This is a genomic window from Nocardia sp. NPDC058114, assembly GCF_042884695.1.
Classification (GTDB): domain Bacteria; phylum Actinomycetota; class Actinomycetes; order Mycobacteriales; family Mycobacteriaceae; genus Nocardia.
In genome coordinates, this window is record NZ_JBHVTK010000010.1 from 41,309 (window position 1) to 60,496 (window position 19,188).

Consider the following 19,188-nt stretch of genomic DNA (forward strand, 5'->3'; position numbering starts at 1 on the left):
GGACTCCTCGGCACCGCGGCGCGGGCCGGATCGCCACTAGGGAATGATGGACGCGTGAGTGAAGACCGGCCAACCGACAACGCTGCTGTCCCCGAGACCGGCGACGACTCAGCCACACCGTCGGCGGCTGCCGTGCCCGAGACGGCCGAGACGGCGAAACCCGCTGGTCGCCGTCGTTTGACGACGTTGCTGATCATCGCCGTCGTGCTGTTCGGGCTCGACCTGCTGACCAAGTGCCTCGCGGTCGCCTTCATCGACCCGGGCGAATCGGTGCCGATCATCGGCGATTTCGCGCGGTTCACCCTGGTCCGCAACCCGGGCGCGGCGTTCTCGATGGCGACCGGCATGACCTGGCTGCTCACGCTGATCGCCGCCGCGGTGGTGATCGGCGTGATCCGGATCGGACGCACCCTGCGATCACTGTGGTGGGCCATCGGCCTCGGCATGGTCCTGGGTGGCGCGCTGGGCAACCTGGTCGACCGGCTCTTCCGATACCCAGGCCCGCTGCAGGGCCATGTGGTCGACTTCGTCGCCGTCGGCTGGTGGCCGGTCTTCAACGTCGCCGACTCGGCCATCGTGTGCGGGGCGATCCTGCTGGTCGCGCTCACCGTGTTCGGTTTCGAACCGGACGGCACCCGCAGCGGTCGCAAACACACCGAGGAGACCGCATGAGAGAAACCAGGACAATGCCCGTTCCCGACGGACTGGACGGGATGCGGGTGGACGCGGGACTCGCCCGCTTGCTCGGTCTCTCACGGACCGCGGTCGTGGCGCTCACCGAGGACGGCTCGGTGCAGATCGACGGCGTCGCCGCGGGCAAGTCCGACCGGCTGACCGCGGGCGCGTGGCTGGAAGTGATCTTCCCCGAACCCAAGCGCGAGCTCACGGTCGAGGCCACTCCGGTCGACGGGATGAACATTCTCTACGCCGACGACGACATCGTGGCCGTGGACAAGCCGATCGGGGTCGCCGCGCACTCCGGCGTCGGCTGGACCGGTCCGACCGTGGTCGGCGGCCTGGCGGCGATGGGTTACCGCATCTCCACCTCGGGCGCGCACGAACGCCAGGGCATCGTGCACCGGCTCGACGTGGGCACCTCCGGGGTGATGGTGGTGGCACAATCCGAACACGCTTACACGATGCTCAAGCGCGCCTTCAAGGAACGCACGGTCGACAAGCAATACCATGCACTCGTGCAGGGACACCCGGATCCGAGCAGCGGCACCATCGACGCGCCGATCGGGCGTGCGCGGGGCAATGCCTGGAAGTTCGCGGTGACCGGCGACGGCAGGCCCAGCGTCACCCACTACGACACCATCGAGGCGTTCCAGGCCGCCAGCCTGCTCGACGTCCACCTCGAGACCGGCCGCACGCACCAGATCCGGGTGCACTTCTCCGCGGTCCGCCACCCCTGCGCGGGTGACCTCACCTACGGCGCCGACCCGACGCTGGCCAAACGCCTCGGTCTGGAACGGCAGTGGTTGCACGCGCGTCAGCTCGGCTTCCACCATCCCGCCGACGGTCGCTGGCTGGAGATCACCAGCGAGTACCCCGACGATCTGGCGGGCGCCTTGGACGTACTACGCAATGCCTGACGACCCGCGGTCGTCCGAACCGGCGCCGGATACGGCGTCGGACGACCGCGGGAATTCATCGGCCGGGCAGGCGCCGCGGGACGGTGGTCCGGGTTCGACCGCCGAGGACCTCGGGAACATGCCCGCCGAATCGACTGCCGCCGAAGATGATTCAGCCGACCGGCAGATGTCGCTGCGCAACTCGGTGATCTTCGGGATCGCGGCTGTCGGCGCGGCGATCCTGTTGGTGATCGCCTTCCGCGAGCCGCGGCCCGCGTCGGCGGTGGCCACCGATCGACTGGGGCCCGCGCCCGGCGAGCAGGTCGAGCACTACCTGGTCGACGCGAAGGCTTCCCTCGACGGCGCCGATACCGACCAGCACTGGGCGCTGGTGTCGTTCACCGAATACATCGCACCCCAACAGCTTCCGGCCACGGCCGACGGCTTGCGGATCTCCGGGGTGATCCAGCACGTGCCGGTCGACCGGGTGCAGACACCGGTGATCACCGTCGCGACGCCGGGCGGTGACGAACCCGCGGTGAAGTCCGGCGAGGCAGCCGCGGGATTGGTCGCGGCCCAGCAGTTCCGCGACGAGCGCAGCGCCGCGATCGCGCACGTCACCGAGAGCCGACTGCGTGCGGGCTGCGCGTGCACGGCGGGCCTCGTGGTGCGCGGCACCCTGCCCCAATTACGTGACCTGGCAACACAACCCGGCGTCAGAGCAGTGCAGGCGTTGCCGGCCGACGCCGTCGCGGGACGGTTCGCGGTGAGTCCCCTACTTCCCGGCAGCAGCGACACCGTCGCACCGAGCCCCGACGACGGCCCGGTTCCCACCGAGTAGGTCCGCGCCGCTCGATCGCGCCGAGCCGCTGCGTCTACGGCCGATCACTGCCGCGACGCGTCTCGGCCATCACCCACAGCTCGCGGGCCCGGTCGACATCTCCGGCCTGGTCATAAGCGGCTGCCATCAATTCCAGCGCATCGACGTCGAGCCGATCGATCTGCCCGATGAGGTCGGCGAACAGATCATCCAATTCGTCGGGGGTCACCGGGTGGTCCCGAGACGGTGCGACAGCGGCAGCAATACCTCCATAACCGGCAAAGGTACTCCAACACCGAATGTTCGTCGGGCACAAGGGTTCTCGAAACCACCCGACCCGCGTCAGCGGCCGGTCACGCCCCCTGCGCGCCCACCGGGGGAAAGAGCTTGCCCGCGCCGCCCGAGCGCCGCGCCTGCACCCACCATGCCAGCTCGACCAGCACGATGCCGATCACACCGCAGACCACCGCCGCCAGCGTCAGGCGCGGGTTGGACGGGTCGAGTTTGAAGAACTCGCGGGTGAACGGGATCGTGAACAGCGCGACATAGGCCAGCACGGACACCGCGATCAGCACCACCTTCCACCACACATACGGCCGCGCGACCAGCACGAGCACCCACACGGCGATCATGATCAGCGTGATCAACGCGGTGGTGCCCGCCTGCACCTTCTGCGTTTCCGTGGCTTCCGGTCCGGCGTAGGCGATGAGGTAGGCCACGAACGTCGCCACGCCGATCACCACGCCCGAGGGCACGGCCAGACGCATCACCCGGCCGACGAAGCCGGTGCGGGCGCGCTCGTTGTTCGGCGCGAGCGAGAGCACGAACGCGGGGATGCCGATGGTGAACCAGGCCGCGATGGTGACGTGGCGCGGCAGGAACGGATACCCGATGGGGTCGTAGCCGAAGATCTGCGAGCCGACACCGGCCAGCCCGACGAGGAAGGCCAGCAGCACCGAGTACACGGTCTTGGTGAGGAACAGGTTCGACACGCGTTCGATATTGCCGATCACCCGGCGCCCCTCCCCCACCACGTAGGGCAGGGTCGCGAACTTGTTGTCCAGCAACACGATCTGCGCCACCGCGCGGGTGGCCGGGCTACCGGCGCCCATCGCGACACCGATATCGGCGTCCTTGAGCGCCAGCACGTCGTTGACGCCGTCACCGGTCATGGCGACGGTGTGCCCGCGCGATTGCAGCGCACCGACCATGGCGCGCTTCTGATCGGGACGCACCCGGCCGAAGGTGGTTTCGTGATCGAGCATGTCGGCGAGCGCGGCCGGATCGTCGGGCAGGGTGCGCGCGTCGACGGCGTGGTCACCGCCGGGCAGGTCGAGCGAGGAGGCGACCGCGCCGACCGATACGGCGTTGTCGCCGGAGATCACCTTGATCGAGACCTGCTGACTCGCGAAGTATTCCAGCGTCGCCTTGGCATCGGGACGCACCTTCTGTTCGAGCACCACCAGCGCGGCGGGCTCGACCCGGCCTGGCGCGTCCTCGGCGTCGACCGCACGGTCGCTGCGTGCCAGCAGCAGCACGCGCAGCCCCGACGAGCCCAGTTGCTCGGCGTGGGCGGCGTCCTCGGAGTCGGGGTCGAGCAGCACGTCGGCGGCGCCGAGCAGCCAATCACCGTGGTCGCCATAGGAGATGCCGCTCCACTTCTTGGCCGAGGAGAACGGCGCGACGGCGGTCTGCGACCAGCCGGGCGAGTCGGGCAGCGCTTCGGCGATGGCCTGGACGCTGGCATTGGGGCGCGGATCGTCGCTCGCCAGCGCGGCCAGCGCGGCCTTCACCTGTGCCTCGTCGAACGCGCCGAGCGGTTCGACCTGCGCCAGGCGCATACCGTTCTCGGTGAGCGTGCCGGTCTTGTCCGCGCACACTACGTCGACCCTGGCCAGGCCCTCGATCGCGGGCAATTCCTGTACCAGGCACTGACGTTTACCCAGGCGGACCACACCGACCGCGAAGGCGATCGACGTCATCAGGACCAGGCCCTCGGGGACCATCGGCACCAACGCCGCGACCATGCCGGTGACGGCCGGGCGCCACGATTCCCCGCTCGAGACCAGCTGGTTGTAGATGCTGAGCAGGCCGGCGGGAATGAGCAGGTAGGTGATGAATTTCAGGATCTTGTCGATGCCCGAACGCAATTCGGAGTGCACCAGCGTGAACTTGCTGGCCTCCTCGGCCAGTTTCGCCGCGTAGGCGTCCTTGCCGACCTTGGTGGCGCGGTAGGCGCCCGAACCCGACACCACGAAACTGCCCGACATCACCGGCGCGCCGACGCCCTTGTCGATCGGGTCGGCCTCGCCGGTCAGCAGCGATTCGTCGATCTCGAGCGCGGCGGCCTCCTCGACCTCACCGTCGACCACGATCTGGTCGCCGGGGCCGAGCTCGATCAGATCGTCGAGCACCACTTCGCCGGGGGAGATCTGCTGGGCGACGCCGTCGCGGCGCACCGTCGGCTTGGCCTGGCTGACGATCGCCAGCTCGTCCAGGGTCCGCTTCGCCCTGACCTCCTGGATGATGCCGACCGCGCTGTTGGCCACGATGAGCAGCCCGAACATACCGTCGATGATCGAGCCCGTCGACAGCACCAGCAGGAACAGCACACCGAGAATGGCATTGATGCGGGTGAACACATTCGCGCGGACGATCTCGCCGACCGACCGGCTCGCCCTGGCGGGGACGTCGTTGGTGCGCCCGTCGCGGCGGCGCTCGTCGACCTGTGCGGCGGTGAGCCCGGCAGCCGCCGGTTCCTGCACGGAAATGGACATGCTCGCCAGATTAGCCGGTCGTAACATGGGATGAATGCAGCGCAGCTCATCCCCGCCCGGTGTCGTTTTCGGGGCGGGGGCCTACCTCATCTGGGGTTCGTTCGCCGCCTTCTTCGGACTGTTGTCGTTCGCCTCGCCCGCCGAGGTGGTGGCGCAGCGGATCGTGTGGACGCTGGTCGTGGTCCTGCTGGTGCTCACGCTGACGGGACGGCTGGGAAACCTGCGCGGCATCGATGCCAGGACCTGGCGCCTGGCGGCCGCGGCCTCGGCGGCCTTGTCGCTGAACTGGGGTGTGTACGTCTTCGGCGTCACCACCGGGCACATCGTCGAATGCGCGCTCGGTTACTTCATCAACCCGCTGGTCACCGTTGCCATCGGCGTGTTGCTGTTCCGGGAGCGGCTCACCAGGGCGCAGTGGGCGGCGTTGGGGCTGGGTGCGCTGGCGGTGGTGGTGCTCACCGTCGACTACGGCAGGCCGCCGGTGATCGCGCTGATCCTGGCCTGCTCGTTCGCCACCTACGGGCTGGTGAAGAAGGTGATCCGGCTCGACGCGCTCCCCGGCATCGCGGCCGAGGGGATTGTCGCCGTGCCGTTCGCGCTGGCTTTTCTGATCGTCTCGATGGCCACCGGCCGCAGTGAGATGACCTCCAGCCCCGCCCATTTCGGTCTCATGCTGGCCACCGGGCCGGTCACGCTGCTGCCGCTGCTGCTGTTCGCCGTCGCGGCCAAGCGGGTCCCGCTCTCGACGATGGGCATTCTGCAATACCTCACCCCCGCCCTGCAGATGGCCTGGGGCGTGGCGGTGATGCACGAACCCATGCCCGTGTCGCGCTGGGCCGGATTCGCCCTGATCTGGACGGCGCTGGCGGTGTTCACCACCGACGCCCTGCTGCGTGCGCGCCGCACCAGGCAGCTCTCGGTGGCAGAGACGGTGGACGCGACCACGCACTAGCCCATTCGGTGTCACACCCGAAGCTCGATTCGGTGTCACACCGGCACGAATCGCCGGAGGACCACAAGCCGACCGGTAGGCTTGCCCATCGAACAATCGGATAGTGGGCACACCCGAGAGGGGTGGATTCTGTGCACGATGCGGGGTACTCGGATCGGGTCGCCGGCGTGCTGGTCGGTACCGCCGCCGGCGACGCGCTGGGGGCAGGCTACGAGTTCACACATCCCGGACCGGACACGGTGATCGACATGATCGGCGGCGGAGTATTCGACTGGGCGCCGGGCGAGTGGACCGACGATACGTCGATGTCCGTCGCCGTGGCGGTCGCCGCTGCCGGCGGCCCGGGCATCGATCTCGACGCGGTCGCGGCCGGGTTCGTCTCCTGGTACGACTCGAAGCCGCCCGACATCGGGAACCAGACGCGAAACGTGTTGTCCGCCAGACCTTCCTCCGCACTGGATATGCAGGCGGTGGCGATGTCGCTCACCGGCCGAACCGGTGGCAACGGCTCGCTGATGCGGACCGCGCCGGTCGCGCTGGCCTATCTCGACGATGCCGCCGAATGCGTCGCGGCGGCGGGCCGGGTCGGGTTGCTCACGCACCACGACGACAACGCTGTCGAGGCGTGCAAGATGTGGACCTACGCGATCCGGCATGCGGTACTGAACGCCGATTTCGACGGCGTTCGCGAATACGTCAGCGGCTCACCCCAGTCCGACTATTGGACCGACCGTCTCGACGAAGCGGAGAAGGGCACGCCCGCCGACTTCCCGAACAACGGCTGGGTCGTGCACGCCCTCCAGACCGCGTGGTGGGCGATCACGACCACCGATCAGTCGACGCCCGAGCACCTTCCGCTCGCCTTGGAGGCGTGCGTCCGGGCCGGAAACGACACCGACACCACCGCGGCCATCGCGGGGGGCCTCCTCGGCGCCCGCTGGGGCGCCTCGGCGGTCCCCGCTCGCTGGCGCGCCATCCTGCACGGCTACCCCGGCCTCACCGGCGCCGACCTGCCCGATCTGGCCCTGCGCATCGCCACCAACTCCCGCTGACGGTGGGCAGCTGATCACCACACCGTGGTGCGGACCGCACTCGGCGGCGCTCCCCTGGCAGCGTGGTGATCGACCGGCCCACCGCCGTGGCTACCAGGCGGTGATGATCGGACCGGGGGTCCAGGTGCCCCAGCGGTTTTCGGAGTCGACGGTGATCTTCGCGGGGCCGGCGGTGGGGTCGAGGGGAAGGTACTGCTCGAGGGAGCCCCAGTCCCTGTCCCAGTCGTTGTTCAGGTACGTCGGCAGGGTGCGGGCAGTGAAGAGGAGCTGGGTCCAGCCGAGCGGGCCGCCACCGTCGTGGCCCTGCCAGAGGTTGGTGATGGTGGCACCGTTGCGGTCGGGCAGGATGCGGTATTCGGGGAGCTCGGCGACGCCGTTGTAGGTGGGCATCTGGTTCTGGCACGGGAAGTGCAGCCCCACAGCCCAATCCAGCAGCACCGGCGCCGCACGGCCGACCAGCGCGCTGAGCGTGGTGGTCTGCGGCATGCGCGGCGGGGTGAGAGCGAGCCACTGGTCGGGGCCGAGATCCTTGTCGGCGGCGACCAAGCGGACAACGCTCGTCTCGGACGGCAGCTGATCCATCGGGACGCGCAGATTGCGCCACATCGGCGCCGGGCCGATATCGGTCGGCGCGATCTGGCCGGTCACGGTGACGGTGCCGTCGGCCGCGGCGGTGCCGTATTCGAGGGCCAGTTCCTGGCCGGGGTGGACGATGCCGTCAGCGTCGACCGAGCGGATCCGGCCTGCCACCGACATCGCCAGCAGCGGGCCGCGCGGGCCGTCCGGCAGCCGGAACCAGCCCGTGGTCAGCGCGGCGGGCTCCTGGGCACCGGGGCGGTAGCTGCCCAGAACCGGGGTCGCGGGGTCGAGACCGAAGGGCAGTTGCAGCGAGCCCTGTCGTGATTCCGAGCCCGCCGAGGTGGAGGCGTCGCGCAGCTTGTCGGGGTCGTCGGATACCGAATTCGCTTGGCCGGTGGTCGATTCCACCTCGTCGGAGGTGAGCACCGGCGCGACTCCGCCGGCCCGGAAGCCGGTGGAGTCGGTGCCGTTCATCGTGCTGGTCATGTCGCCGGACAGCGGCGCGAGCATCGAGGCGTTCGGGTCGGTTTCGACGAGCACCTCGTCGGCCATCCCGCACCCGCCGGCGAAGGCCGCGGAGAGGTTGGAGCCGGCCAGGGAGTACGCGGGATACTGGGCGACGGTGGCCTTGGCGAAGGATGCCACCTCGAACAGCACCATCACCGCGGCGGCGACAGCGAGAACGGGTGTCCCCGCGAACCAGCCGACCTCGGCCTTCGGGTTCAGGTTCGGATGGACGTGGTACCACGCGGCCGCGGCGAGCGCGAGCAGGGTCAGACCGACGAACACGGTCGAGACGCCGTATCCGGCGACGGTCGGCGGCTTGTCCCACCAGGGGATCCCCCACGAGGAGACGTACCAGTAGCCGTTGGCGCCGACCCAGGTCATGGCGAGGGCGAAGAAGACACCCGCGGCGAACAGCGCGCGATTACGCATCGGCCGCAGGACGTGCGCGCTCACCGCGACCGCCGTCACCGCGGCGACACAGGTGGCCAGGCCCGCGAACACGCCGAACTGGTGGGTCCACTTGGTGGGCGAGAACATCATCAGCACCATGGCGGCCAGGGTGATGCCCAGCATGCGCCGAGTCGGGCCGACGGCGATGCCGGGGATACGGCCGCCGCGCCGCAACATGACGGCAGTGCACACGATCAAACCGATCAGCATCGCGAAGACACCGAATCGCCTGGTCAGCCAGCCATCAGCATTGAGCTGCAGAAGATATTGATAGCGCAGGAACTCGAAGAACCAGGACTCCCCCGGCCCGATCACGCTGTGCACGGCGAACATCTCCCGCACCCCGGCGAACGTCCGGTCGGCGAAGACGACGGTGAGCACCACCGTGCCCGCGGCCAGGATCGGCAGCAGTTGCGCGAGGTAGCCCACCGACTTCGACCGCGTCACGATCATCGCGGTGACGACACGCGCGCCGGCCACCAGCGCGCCGAGGCAGATCAGGCCCGAGGGTGCGCCGGTGAGGGTGAACGCGGCCACGATCACCGCGACGGCGAACGGCACGAGCCGCCGGGTCGCGATCGCTCGTTCGACCGATACCCAGGTGACCAGAACACCCAGCGCGACAACGAATTCCGCGCGCAGCCCGTTGTTGTAGGGCAGCCAGAAGGCCAGAAACACGAAGGCCGCGGTCCAGGTGGCGATGCGTTCGCGGCGCACCGCGACGCCGAGGCGGGGCAGCACTTCGCGGCTGATCAACCACCAGGTGAGCACGCCCGCAGCGAGGGCGGGCAGCCGAACCAGCGGGCTGACCGCGGAGATGTGGGTGAGCCAGCCGATGATGTCGACATAAGGGGTGTAGAACGGGCCCTCGTCGACGCTGAACCAGCGGTAGTAGTTGGACATGTTGCCCGAACTGCGCGCACCTCTCGCCATCCCGAGGATGTAGCCGTCATCGGAGGTGTTGGCGCCGATGAAATGCCAGACGAGCAGCACCGCGAACACCAGCCAGTCGACCGGGCGCAGCCGCCACCAGCGTTGCGGCAGGAATCGGCGCGCGGAGCGGCCGTCGAGGGCGTCGAGACGGTGCAGGGCGAACAGTGACACCGCGGTGGCCACCAGGCACAGCACGATGGCGGCCAGTTTGAGCCAGGTCGGCGACGACGTGTAGCGGGCGTCGACGTCGACGCGCACCGCCAGGTCCGCGGGGGCGGCGCCGGTGAGCTCACTGAACACACCCACGACCTGGGGACGCAGGTCGGCGGCCACGGCGGCGCCCGTACCGAGACCTGACGTAGTGACCGTGGATTCCTGCGGAGTGATCGCGATCGTCAGCGCGCAGGAGCGGTCGAGCACGTCGGCGAGCGGGGCCGTCCACACCAGGGTCGAACGCGAGACCACGTCCACCCGGCCGGGGCGTTCGGCGGTGTCGGCGACCACCTTCACGACGAAGCCGTACTTCTCCATATCGGCCGATTGCCGCGGCACGGTCGAGACCGCGACACCGCCGGTCGCGGCCAGCGAACTCAGCGCGGCACACGGCACCGTCGCCGAGAGGGCGGCGGGTGCGTAGGCGACGAGCGGCGATTCGACCGCGGCGGGCGACCCCTGCTGGGGCCAGGACACCGTCGCGGCGTCGACCCGCACGGGCAGGAACGGGATCACCGCGGCGCTGAGAATGCCGATCAGTCCCGCGACGATCGCGACGATGCGCGCCCACCCCGGGCGATCACGTCGCGCCGGCTCCGACACATCCTTGGGCGGATGCCCCTGCCGCACGATCGTCTCTACCACGGGGCCCGATAGTAGCCGCGCCACCGGCAGCAGGCGAAACACCGTCGCGACTCACACGCGAAAGCCCCGCCCGGAAACATCCGAACGGGGCTCGAGCGTGGCAGATCAGGGGCAGGCGACCGAGGTCTGACCCAGGTTGGTCATCATGCCGCAGGCCCACGACTTCTGGACCTTCCACTTGCCGTCTTCGGCCACGAACGGCACGTCGACGACATTGGTCTGGCCGTTGACGGTGAAGTTGGCCTTGGCGTTGACGCTGTCACCGAAGGAGGTCACCTCGGTGACCTGCACCTGCACATTGGCGTCCGAGGCGGCCTGGGCCAAGCGGTTCGGCAGCTCGGGGTCGGCCTCGCCGCCCTGCACGAAGTCCAGCTTCTGGTCGTTGGGGACCGCGGGATCCAGCGCGGTGGTGAGCTGCTGGTTGAGCTGTTCCACGGTCGGCACGGGGGGCAGGTCCGTGGCCGCCGAAGCCGAAGCCTTCGCGCTGGTGGTGGCTTTGGCGGCGGGCTTGTCACCCTTGTCGTCGCTGCACGCGCTCAGGCCGAGGGCGGCGACCACGGCCAGTCCGGCGATCGCTACACGTCCGGTCGTACGAAGCTTCAACTGCTCGTCCTTTGCGTTCGAGGGGGGAGTCGTTCCATCGCGGTAGCCGAGGCTACTCTTCACGCGAGACTGGCGAGCGGATCGGCCCGTGTCAGCCCCGTGTCGTCGGCTGGAAAGGTACGCGCCGCACCGGGACCTGTCGAGCTGGTCTCGAATCGCACGGTCACCACGCCGTAGCCCGCGCCCTGCACCCAGCCGTGCCCGAATTCCGGATGATGCACATCCATTCCCGGAAACCACAGTCCCACAGGCAGATTCGGCTCTTCCGGTGACGGCGGCGGCGGATCCTCGTCGGTGCCGAGATCGGCGGGCACCGCCTGATCCAGTTCGGGGAACAGCGATTCCTGGCGCACCAGCGACAATCCCCCGTACCCGACACCGACGAGCCGGATCGGGCCCAGTTCCGCGGGATCGATCGCCGAACGCTGCGCGGCCGCGGCCAGGGTGGTCAGGTCGGCGGTGGCGTACGGCAGGGTGAAGGACCTGGTCACGATGCCCATATCGGATTTCTTGAGTTTGAGGACCACGGTGCGGGCGGCGCGGCCGTCGCGTTCGAGCCTGCGATGCGCCGACGCGGCCATCGCGGTGACGGCGGCCCGCAGGTCGGCCATCGTGACGATGTCGCGCTCGTAGGTGTTCTCGGCGCTGATCTGCTTGGCCTCGGCGCGTTCGGTGACCGGGCGATCGTCGATCCCGCGCGCGAGCCGGTGCAGGGCGGCGCCCATGCTGCCGCCGAGGGTCGAGACGGCCTCCGATTCCGGCAGCGCGGCGAACGCGCCGACCGTCTCGATGCCGAGGCTGCGCAGCCTCGACTCGGCGACCGGGCCGATCCCCCACAGCTTGCGCACCGGCAGCGAGGCGAGCAGCTCGCCCTGCTCCGAGGGCGAGATGACCCGCATCCCATCGGGTTTGGCGAGACCGGAACCGATCTTGGCGAGCTGTTTCCCGGTCGCCGCGCCGATCGAGGCGGTGAGCCCGGTCTGCGCTCGGACGAGCGCGCGCAGCATCGCGCAGTAGTCCTCGACCTGCGCGACACTCGCTCCGGCCAACTCGGCCGGTTCGGCGAAGGCCTCGTCGAACGACAGCGTCTCCAGCACCGGGACACAGCTGCGCAACGCGTCGAACACCTGCCCGCTCAGCACCGAGTACAGCGCGCCACGCGGCGGGACGACCACCGCCGACACGCCGATCAGCCGCCTGGCCTGGTGCATCGGCATGGCCGAACGCGCGCCGTAGACCCGAGCCTCGTAGCTGGCCCCCGCGACGACGCCACGCTGACTCGCCCCGCCCACGAGGACCGGGCGGCCACGCAGCGTGGGTCTGGTCAATTGTTCTACCGAGGCGAAGAAAGCGTCCATATCGATATGCAGCACCCAGCGACGGGCGGTGACCGCCGCATCGGGCCTGGCCGGAGCCCCGGCGACAGGAGTGTGAGTGCTCACGAGCGCAATCTACGCCGGGTCACCGACAATTCCTCGAGCCCGTTGCCAGCCGTCGCACACCGATCACACAGCCGAATATGTGATGATCGGGAGATGAAGATCCGCAAGGCTGTCATTCCGGCGGCGGGAATCGGCTCCCGGCTGCTTCCGCTGACCAAGGCGACGCCGAAGGAGATGCTGCCGGTCGGGGACAAACCGGTCATCGAGCACACCGTGCGTGAGTTGGTGGCCTCCGGGATCACCGACATCACCATCGTCGTGAGCAGCGGCAAGTCGTTGATCCAGGATCACTTCCGGCCCAATCCGGCACTGGTCGCGCAGCTGCGCGCCGACGGCAAGTCCGCCTACGCCGACGCCGTGGAGGAGGTCGGCGAGCTCTCCCGCGAGGGCCACATCACCTACCTCGACCAGCACGGCCCGTACGGCAACGGCACGCCGGTGCTCAACGCCGCACGTCATCTGGGCGACGAGCCGATGCTGGTGCTGTGGCCCGACGACGTGTTCGTCGCCGAGGTACCGCGCGCTCAGCAGCTGATCACCGCCTACGAATCCACCGGATGCCCGGTGTTGGCGCTGCTGCCGATGTCGCCGGGTGAATCGCAGCGCTACGGCGTGCCCGTGGTGCGTGAGGACCTCGACGACGGCCTGCTGCGCATCTCCGGCCTGATGGAGAAGCCCAAGCCCGAAGACGCGCCGTCGGCCTTCGCCGCGATCGGTGGCTACGTGGTGACGCCGGGCATCATCGACGAGCTGCGCATCCAGACCGAGAACTGGTACACCCACCAGACCGGCGAGGTGTACCTGACCGACGCGATCAACAACTACGCCGCCGAGCACGCGGTGTACGGCCAGGTCATCCAGGGCCGCTGGTACGACACCGGCAACCCGGCCGACTACCTGGTGGCCCAGTTCGCCTCGGCACTGGCCCATCCCGAATACGGCCCGCTGTTGCGTCAGCTGGTGGACGAGAACTAGAACCGGCGAATCGCGAAGATATCGAATTCGCGCAACGGGTGCAGGCCGACCGGGACGCCCCAGTCATGGGCGTCGAGCAGCTGGCCCAGGCCCGCGTAGATGCCGACGTGGGAGCCGTCGCCGTTGAGGATGACGACATCGCCGGGTGCCAGGCCGCCGAAGGTCACCGGAAGTCCGACCTTCGCCTGCTCCCACGTGGTGCGCGGCAAGGTGACGCCGACCTGCCGGAATGCCCATTGCACCAGCGCCGAGCAGTCCCAGGAATGCGGTCCCACGGCGCCCCACTCGTAGGGTTTGCCGAGCTGGGTCATGGCGGCGGTGAGTGCGCCGATGCCGGTGGCGCTGGGCAGCGGAATCATGCCGGAGCCGCTGGAACTCCCCGACGAGGAACCTGACGTCCCCGAGCCCGACGAGCTGCCCGGCTGCGACCACACGGGCCCAGCGAGGACCATGGTGGTGGTGACGGTGGCGACGAAGCCGAAGGCCAACCGTCCCAGGAGTTTTCGCTTCATGTGCGCGCCCTTCCTCACGGCCGGGAGCTGAGCTTCCGGCTGGTCGGCTATCGGGCGGCATCGCCTGATCCGGGTGAGCCACCCACTGATCCGGTGTCGCGCCGGGATGTGGCCATCATCGGCGCGGCACCGTTTCCACAGGACAAACGTCACGAGCAGTCACTGTCGCCTCAGCGGTTCCATGCGCATCAGCAGTAACGTCACAATTCTGCACGACTGTGCGGCCACTCGGCGACTTCTGCCGGTCGTGACGGCGTGGCCACGAGGTTGCCGGGCCGACGGTCGGGTCGAAGCCGAGTCGTGGGCGTATCCGGTGAGTCGCCCCGGTCTCGCGTGATCAGCCGATGAGTTTCAGAGCCGCCTCGATGCCGGCGCGCACGGTGTCTGTGTCGCCTACGCCGCCGCTGATGGTGACGCCGTCGCGGGTGAGCAGCAGGGCGCGGGCCGCGTCGCCGGGGGCGGAGTGACCGCCGGCGCGCAGGTGTTCGGCCATGAGTTCACGGAACCAGGTGCGGTAGTCGTCGACGACGCGGCGGACCGGGTGCGCCGGGTCGGTGAATTCGACGGCGGCGTTGAGGAACGGGCAACCGCGGAAGCCGGGGCCGCAGCTGATGTCACGGAGCGCGTCGAAGGTGGTGGCGATCGCGGCGAAGCCTTCGCCCTCGACCGATTCCAGCGCCTCGCGCTGGCGCGCGTATTCGCGCTGCAAATAGGCGACTACCAGGTCATCTTTGCTCTTGAAGTGCCGGTAGAACGTGGCCTTGGCGATACCGGCCTCGGCGATGATCCGGTCGATGCCCACCGTGTGGACACCCTCGGCATAGAACAACCGGGTTGCTGTATCGAGCAGACGTTCACGAGCCGCACTCATCGCCTGACCTGTGTCCTTTCCGGGATTCAGCGCTTTCCCTTGACGATACCAGACAGGTCTGTCTACTCTGAGATCACAAGCGAACAGACAAGTCTGTCTAGGAGGACACCATGGCATCCATCTACACCGCAGTAGCCACCTCGGTCGGCCGCGACGGCCGTTCCTACAGCGACGACGGCGTGCTCGATCTGACGCTCGCCCGCCCCAAGGCGATGGGCGGCGACGGCGCGGGCACCAACCCGGAGCAACTCTTCGCGGCGGGCTATTCGGCCTGTTTCGCCAGTGCGCTGCAGTTGGTCTCCAAGCGGATGAAGCTGGACGCCGACGACGCGTCGGTAACCGCCGAAGTCGGCCTGAACCCCCTCGACGGCGGCCGGTTCGGACTCTCGGTCGTGCTGCGGGTGGAACTGCCCGAGCACCTGCACAACGAGCAGGGGCAGCAGCTCATCGAGGCGACCCACCAGGTGTGCCCGTACTCCAACGCCACCCGGGGCAACATCCCGGTGGAACTGGTCGTCGAGTAACCGCATTCACGCGAAAAAGGGCGGGACCAGCTGGTCCCGCCCTTTTTCGCTGTCCCGACGTACTAGACCTTCGCGACCGATACCTTCACGCCGCCCGTGATCTCGGCGGCATCGGCACCGGCGTCACCGAAAGTCAGTGTGGTGGCGAGGATTTCCCCGGCGATCAGGTCCCGGTGGGTCGCAGCCCACTCGGCCCGCTCCGCGGGCACGTCCAGCACCACACTGATCCGGTCGGACACCTCCAGACCCTGCGACTTGCGGGTTTCCTGCAGGTCGCGGATCAGGTCGCGGGCCCAGCCCTCGGCCTCGAGCTCCTCGGTGACCACCGAGTTCAGCACCACCAGGCCGGCATTGCCGGGCAGGGCGGCAGTGAACTCGGGTTCGGCGGCCACCAGACGCTGGGTGTACTCCTCGGGCAGCAGGGTGATCCCGGCGGCGGTGACGACACCGTCGGCGGACTCGCTCCACTCCCCCGCCTTCACGGCCTTGATCACCGTCTGGACCTGCTTGCCGATGCGCGGTCCCGCGGCGCGCGCGTTCACGACCAGCTCGAACCGGCCGTGCGCGGAGACGTCGGTGGTCAGGTCGACCTTCTTGACGTTGACCTCGTCGGCGATCAGCTCGGTGAACGGCGCGAGCCGCTCGGCATCGGCCGCGGCGATGGTGACCTCGGCCAGAGGCAGCCGCACCCGCAGGTTCTGCGCCTTGCGCAGGCTCAGCACCGTCGAGCACACCACCCGCACCTCGTCCATGGCGGCGACGAGTTCGGGATCGTGCGGCAGCTCGGTCTCGGTCGGCCAGTCGGTGAGGTGCACCGAACGCTCGCCGGTGAGCCCCCGCCAGATCACCTCGGTGATCAGCGGCAGCAGCGGCGCGGCGAGCCGGGTGACCACTTCCAGCACCGTGTGCAGGGTGTCGACCGCGTCGCGATCCTCGGACCAGAACCGCGAACGCGACCGGCGCACATACCAATTGGTGAGCGCGTCGGCGAACCCACGCAACTCGTCGGCGGCACCGGCGATGTCGTAGGTTTCCAGGGCCTCGGTGACCACGTCGCGGGTGACCGCGAGTTTGGCGAGGATGTAGCGATCGAGCACGTTCGGCGAATCCGTGCGCCACACACCGGGCTTCGAGGCGTAGAGCTGCAGGAAGGTCCACGCGTTCCACAGCGGCCGCATCGCATGGCTCACACCCTCGCGGATGCCACGTTCGGTGACGATGAGATTGCCACCACGCAGGATGGGCGAGCTCATCAGGAACCAGCGCATGGCGTCGGAACCGTCGCGGTCGAAGACCTCGTTGACGTCGGGGTAGTTGCCCTTCGACTTCGACATCTTGAGGCCGTCCTCACCGAGCACGATGCCGTGCGCGGCCACGGTTTTGAACGACGGCGAGTCGAACAGCGCGGTGGAGAGCACGTGCAGGGTGTAGAACCAGCCGCGCGTCTGCCCGTTGTACTCGACGATGAAATCGCCGGGGAAGTGGCTGTCGAACCACTCCTTGTTCTCGAACGGGTAGTGCACCTGGGCGTAGGGCATCGAGCCCGACTCGAACCAGCAGTCGAGCACCTCGGGGACCCGGCGCATCGTCGAATTCCCGGTCGGGTCATCGGGATTGGGCCGGGTGAGGTCGTCGATGTGCGGGCGGTGCAGGTCGGTGGGGCGCACGCCGAAGTCGGCCTCGAGCTGGTCCAGCGAACCGTAGACGTCCACGCGCGGGTAGGCCGGATCGTCGGAGACCCAGACCGGGATCGGGCTGCCCCAGTAGCGGTTCCGGCTGATGTTCCAGTCGCGCGCACCTTCGAGCCACTTGCCGAACTGTCCGTCGCGGATGTGCTCGGGCACCCAGCTGATCTGCTGGTTCAGCTCCACCATCCGGTCGCGGAACTTGGTGACCGCGACGAACCAGGACGGCACGGCCATATAGATCAGCGGCTGACCGGAGCGCCAGCTGTGCGGGTACGAGTGCTCGATCGTCTCGTGCCGCAACAGCTTTCCGGCGGCCTTGAGATCCTTGATGATCACCGGGTTGGCGTCGAAGACCATCAGACCCTCGTACGGCGGCACCATCGAGGTGAACTTGCCCGCCGGGTCGAGTGGCTGGACGATCTCGATGCCGTTGGCCGTGGCCACGTCCATGTCCTCTTCACCGAAAGCCGGTGCGAGGTGGACGATTCCGGTGCCGGAGTCGGTGGTGACGTAGTCGGCGGTGAGCACGCGGTGCGAGTTCGGGTGGCCGACGAAGAAGTCGAACGGCGGGGCGTAGGACAGGTCGGCCAGCGCCGCGCCGTCGTACTCGCCGAGCACCTCCGGCTCCTCGCCCAGTTCGCGGCTGTAGTGCGACAGACGTTCGGCGGCGAGCAGGTAGCGCTTGTCGTCGGCGCCGCGCACGTGCACATAGCGCACGTCGGGGTGCACCGCGATCGCGAGGTTGGACGGGAGGGTCCACGGCGTGGTGGTCCAGATCAGCGCGTTCGCGCCGTCCAGCGCGGCGAAGGGGTGCTCGGCGGGGACGGACAGGCGCATGTCGACGGTGACCGCGGGGTCCTGACGCATCTTGTATGCGTCGTCGAGGCGGGTCTCCTGGTTCGACAGCGGCGTCTGCTCGTACCAGCTGTAGGGCAGCACGCGGAAGCCCTGGTAGATCAGGCCCTTCTCGTGCAGCGACTTGAACGCCCACATGACCGACTCCATGAAGTCGAGGTCGAGGGTCTTGTAGTCGTTGTCGAAGTCGACCCAGCGGGCCTGGCGGGTGACGTAGTCGCGCCACTCACCGGTGTAGCGCAGCACCGACGACTTACAGGCGGCGTTGAACTCGGCCAGCCCCATCTCGTCGATCTGGGCCTTGTCGGTGATGCCGAGCTGCTTCTCGGCTTCGATCTCGGCGGGCAGACCGTGGGTGTCCCAGCCGAAGCGGCGGTCGACCTTCTTGCCGCGCATGGTCTGGAAGCGCGGGATCAGGTCCTTGACGTAGCCGGTCAGCAGGTGCCCGTAGTGCGGCAGACCGTTGGCGAACGGCGGACCGTCGTAGAAGACGAACTCACCCTCACCGTCGCGGTTGTCGATGCTGGCGCGGAAGGTGTCGTCGCGGGCCCAGTAGTCGAGCACCTGGGTTTCGAGCTCCGGGAACGTCGCGCCCGACGCCGCGCCGAAATCGACCCGGGGGTATGCGCTACCGGTAGTTGTCTCGTCCGCCATCGCGGATTGCTCCTCGTGCCGCCGCGCCGTGAGCGCGGAATGTGGGCACGGGGACGATGTCGGCGCCGGTGCGCCGTACCGCGGTACCACCCCGTTTGCCTGATCCACTCCCTGCGAAGGGTTCAGGCCTCTCGTTGTGTGAGCTGTGACGGGCTCACCCGTTCGGTTCTACTGAGCGCTGACGCGCCGTTCTTCCGAAGGCTCCCCGGTGATAGCCGGATCAGCGCCATGTGTAGTTCGATTCTAACCGGGTGCGTCCAGTGGATATTCCGCGCCCGCTCAGTTCCGCCGGGCGTGTCGGCCGGGTGAGACCGGTTCGCTCTCGGGTTTTCGGGTGGCCAGCGCGCTCACGAGCAAACTCGCGGCACCGACTACGCAGATCAGAATGCACCCCCACGCCCACACCACCGAACCGGTGGCGAGCGCTGCGACGAGCAGTCCGAAGCCGATCGCCGCTAGAACAAGCGTCAAGACGAGCATGGTGACTCCCAAGCCAACCGAGCAGCCCGACGATAACTGGGCATTCCCGAATCACGCGACGCGCTGCGTCGCGCGACTCGGG

The 19,188-nt window shown here is 68.6% G+C and carries 16 protein-coding genes; 7 read left to right on the forward strand and 9 right to left on the reverse strand.

The window, feature by feature from the left end; all coding sequences use genetic code 11:
* Window positions 1–54 precede the first annotated feature (54 nt).
* From lspA to ACFVVI_RS28970, 3 genes are all read left to right on the forward strand, one after another.
* On the forward strand, window positions 55–672 hold the full coding sequence (gene lspA, locus ACFVVI_RS28960; RefSeq protein WP_378636736.1) for a signal peptidase II: 618 nt from the start codon (window positions 55–57) through the stop codon (window positions 670–672).
* Window positions 669–1,595 (forward strand): RluA family pseudouridine synthase, encoded by a 927-nt coding sequence (locus tag ACFVVI_RS28965; protein WP_266299589.1) that lies wholly within the window; start codon window positions 669–671, stop codon window positions 1,593–1,595. Before lspA ends, ACFVVI_RS28965 begins: the two co-directional genes overlap by 4 nt.
* A gap of 118 nt (window positions 1,596–1,713) precedes the next feature.
* Window positions 1,714–2,415 (forward strand): hypothetical protein, encoded by a 702-nt coding sequence (locus tag ACFVVI_RS28970; protein ID WP_387447601.1) that lies wholly within the window; start codon window positions 1,714–1,716, stop codon window positions 2,413–2,415.
* A gap of 34 nt (window positions 2,416–2,449) precedes the next feature.
* Here the strand turns inward: ACFVVI_RS28970 and ACFVVI_RS28975 are convergent, their stop codons facing one another.
* Window positions 2,450–2,623 (reverse strand): hypothetical protein, encoded by a 174-nt coding sequence (locus ACFVVI_RS28975; RefSeq protein WP_378992616.1) that lies wholly within the window; start codon window positions 2,621–2,623, stop codon window positions 2,450–2,452.
* Between the two features lie 124 nt (window positions 2,624–2,747).
* Window positions 2,748–5,171 carry a cation-translocating P-type ATPase gene (locus tag ACFVVI_RS28980; RefSeq protein ID WP_387447602.1) on the reverse strand — a complete coding sequence of 808 codons (2,424 nt, stop codon included), beginning with the start codon at window positions 5,169–5,171 and terminating at the stop codon, window positions 2,748–2,750.
* A 34-nt stretch (window positions 5,172–5,205) separates the two neighbouring features.
* Between ACFVVI_RS28980 and rarD the strand changes: the two genes are divergently transcribed.
* Together rarD and ACFVVI_RS28990 are read left to right on the forward strand one after the other, a co-directional pair.
* Window positions 5,206–6,123, forward strand: coding sequence for an EamA family transporter RarD (gene rarD / locus ACFVVI_RS28985; RefSeq protein WP_378992614.1), 918 nt, complete (start codon window positions 5,206–5,208; stop codon window positions 6,121–6,123).
* A 122-nt stretch (window positions 6,124–6,245) separates the two neighbouring features.
* On the forward strand, window positions 6,246–7,175 hold the full coding sequence (locus ACFVVI_RS28990; RefSeq protein WP_387447603.1) for an ADP-ribosylglycohydrolase family protein: 930 nt from the start codon (window positions 6,246–6,248) through the stop codon (window positions 7,173–7,175).
* Between the two features lie 90 nt (window positions 7,176–7,265).
* Here the strand turns inward: ACFVVI_RS28990 and ACFVVI_RS28995 are convergent, their stop codons facing one another.
* The 3 genes from ACFVVI_RS28995 to ACFVVI_RS29005 form a co-directional block, all read right to left on the reverse strand.
* The gene (locus ACFVVI_RS28995) at window positions 7,266–10,502 is read right to left on the reverse strand and encodes an arabinosyltransferase domain-containing protein (RefSeq protein WP_387447604.1); all 3,237 of its coding nucleotides are present in this window, start codon (window positions 10,500–10,502) and stop codon (window positions 7,266–7,268) included.
* A 105-nt stretch (window positions 10,503–10,607) separates the two neighbouring features.
* Window positions 10,608–11,105, reverse strand: a complete 498-nt coding sequence (locus ACFVVI_RS29000; protein ID WP_378992608.1) for a hypothetical protein — start codon at window positions 11,103–11,105, stop codon at window positions 10,608–10,610.
* A gap of 59 nt (window positions 11,106–11,164) precedes the next feature.
* Window positions 11,165–12,463 carry a DNA polymerase IV gene (locus ACFVVI_RS29005; protein WP_387447682.1) on the reverse strand — a complete coding sequence of 433 codons (1,299 nt, stop codon included), beginning with the start codon at window positions 12,461–12,463 and terminating at the stop codon, window positions 11,165–11,167.
* A gap of 177 nt (window positions 12,464–12,640) precedes the next feature.
* Here ACFVVI_RS29005 and ACFVVI_RS29010 point away from each other — a divergent pair, with 177 nt between their 5' ends.
* The gene (locus tag ACFVVI_RS29010) at window positions 12,641–13,522 is read left to right on the forward strand and encodes a UTP--glucose-1-phosphate uridylyltransferase (protein WP_056816413.1); all 882 of its coding nucleotides are present in this window, start codon (window positions 12,641–12,643) and stop codon (window positions 13,520–13,522) included.
* On the opposite strand, the gene ACFVVI_RS29015 is transcribed toward ACFVVI_RS29010, so the two are convergent.
* Window positions 13,519–14,034, reverse strand: a complete 516-nt coding sequence (locus ACFVVI_RS29015) for an NlpC/P60 family protein (protein ID WP_387447605.1) — start codon at window positions 14,032–14,034, stop codon at window positions 13,519–13,521. The genes ACFVVI_RS29010 and ACFVVI_RS29015 overlap by 4 nt on opposite strands.
* A gap of 337 nt (window positions 14,035–14,371) precedes the next feature.
* Window positions 14,372–14,905 carry a TetR/AcrR family transcriptional regulator gene (locus tag ACFVVI_RS29020; RefSeq protein WP_378992604.1) on the reverse strand — a complete coding sequence of 178 codons (534 nt, stop codon included), beginning with the start codon at window positions 14,903–14,905 and terminating at the stop codon, window positions 14,372–14,374.
* A 110-nt stretch (window positions 14,906–15,015) separates the two neighbouring features.
* Here ACFVVI_RS29020 and ACFVVI_RS29025 point away from each other — a divergent pair, with 110 nt between their 5' ends.
* The gene (locus ACFVVI_RS29025) at window positions 15,016–15,429 is read left to right on the forward strand and encodes an organic hydroperoxide resistance protein (RefSeq protein WP_378992602.1); all 414 of its coding nucleotides are present in this window, start codon (window positions 15,016–15,018) and stop codon (window positions 15,427–15,429) included.
* Window positions 15,430–15,491: 62 nt separating this feature from the next.
* Here ACFVVI_RS29025 and ileS read toward each other — a convergent pair whose 3' ends face one another.
* Both ileS and ACFVVI_RS29035 read right to left on the reverse strand, forming a co-directional pair.
* Window positions 15,492–18,626, reverse strand: a complete 3,135-nt coding sequence (gene ileS, locus ACFVVI_RS29030; protein WP_379312909.1) for an isoleucine--tRNA ligase — start codon at window positions 18,624–18,626, stop codon at window positions 15,492–15,494.
* Window positions 18,627–18,905: 279 nt separating this feature from the next.
* Window positions 18,906–19,106, reverse strand: a complete 201-nt coding sequence (locus ACFVVI_RS29035) for a hypothetical protein (protein WP_378844007.1) — start codon at window positions 19,104–19,106, stop codon at window positions 18,906–18,908.
* Window positions 19,107–19,188 lie beyond the last annotated feature (82 nt).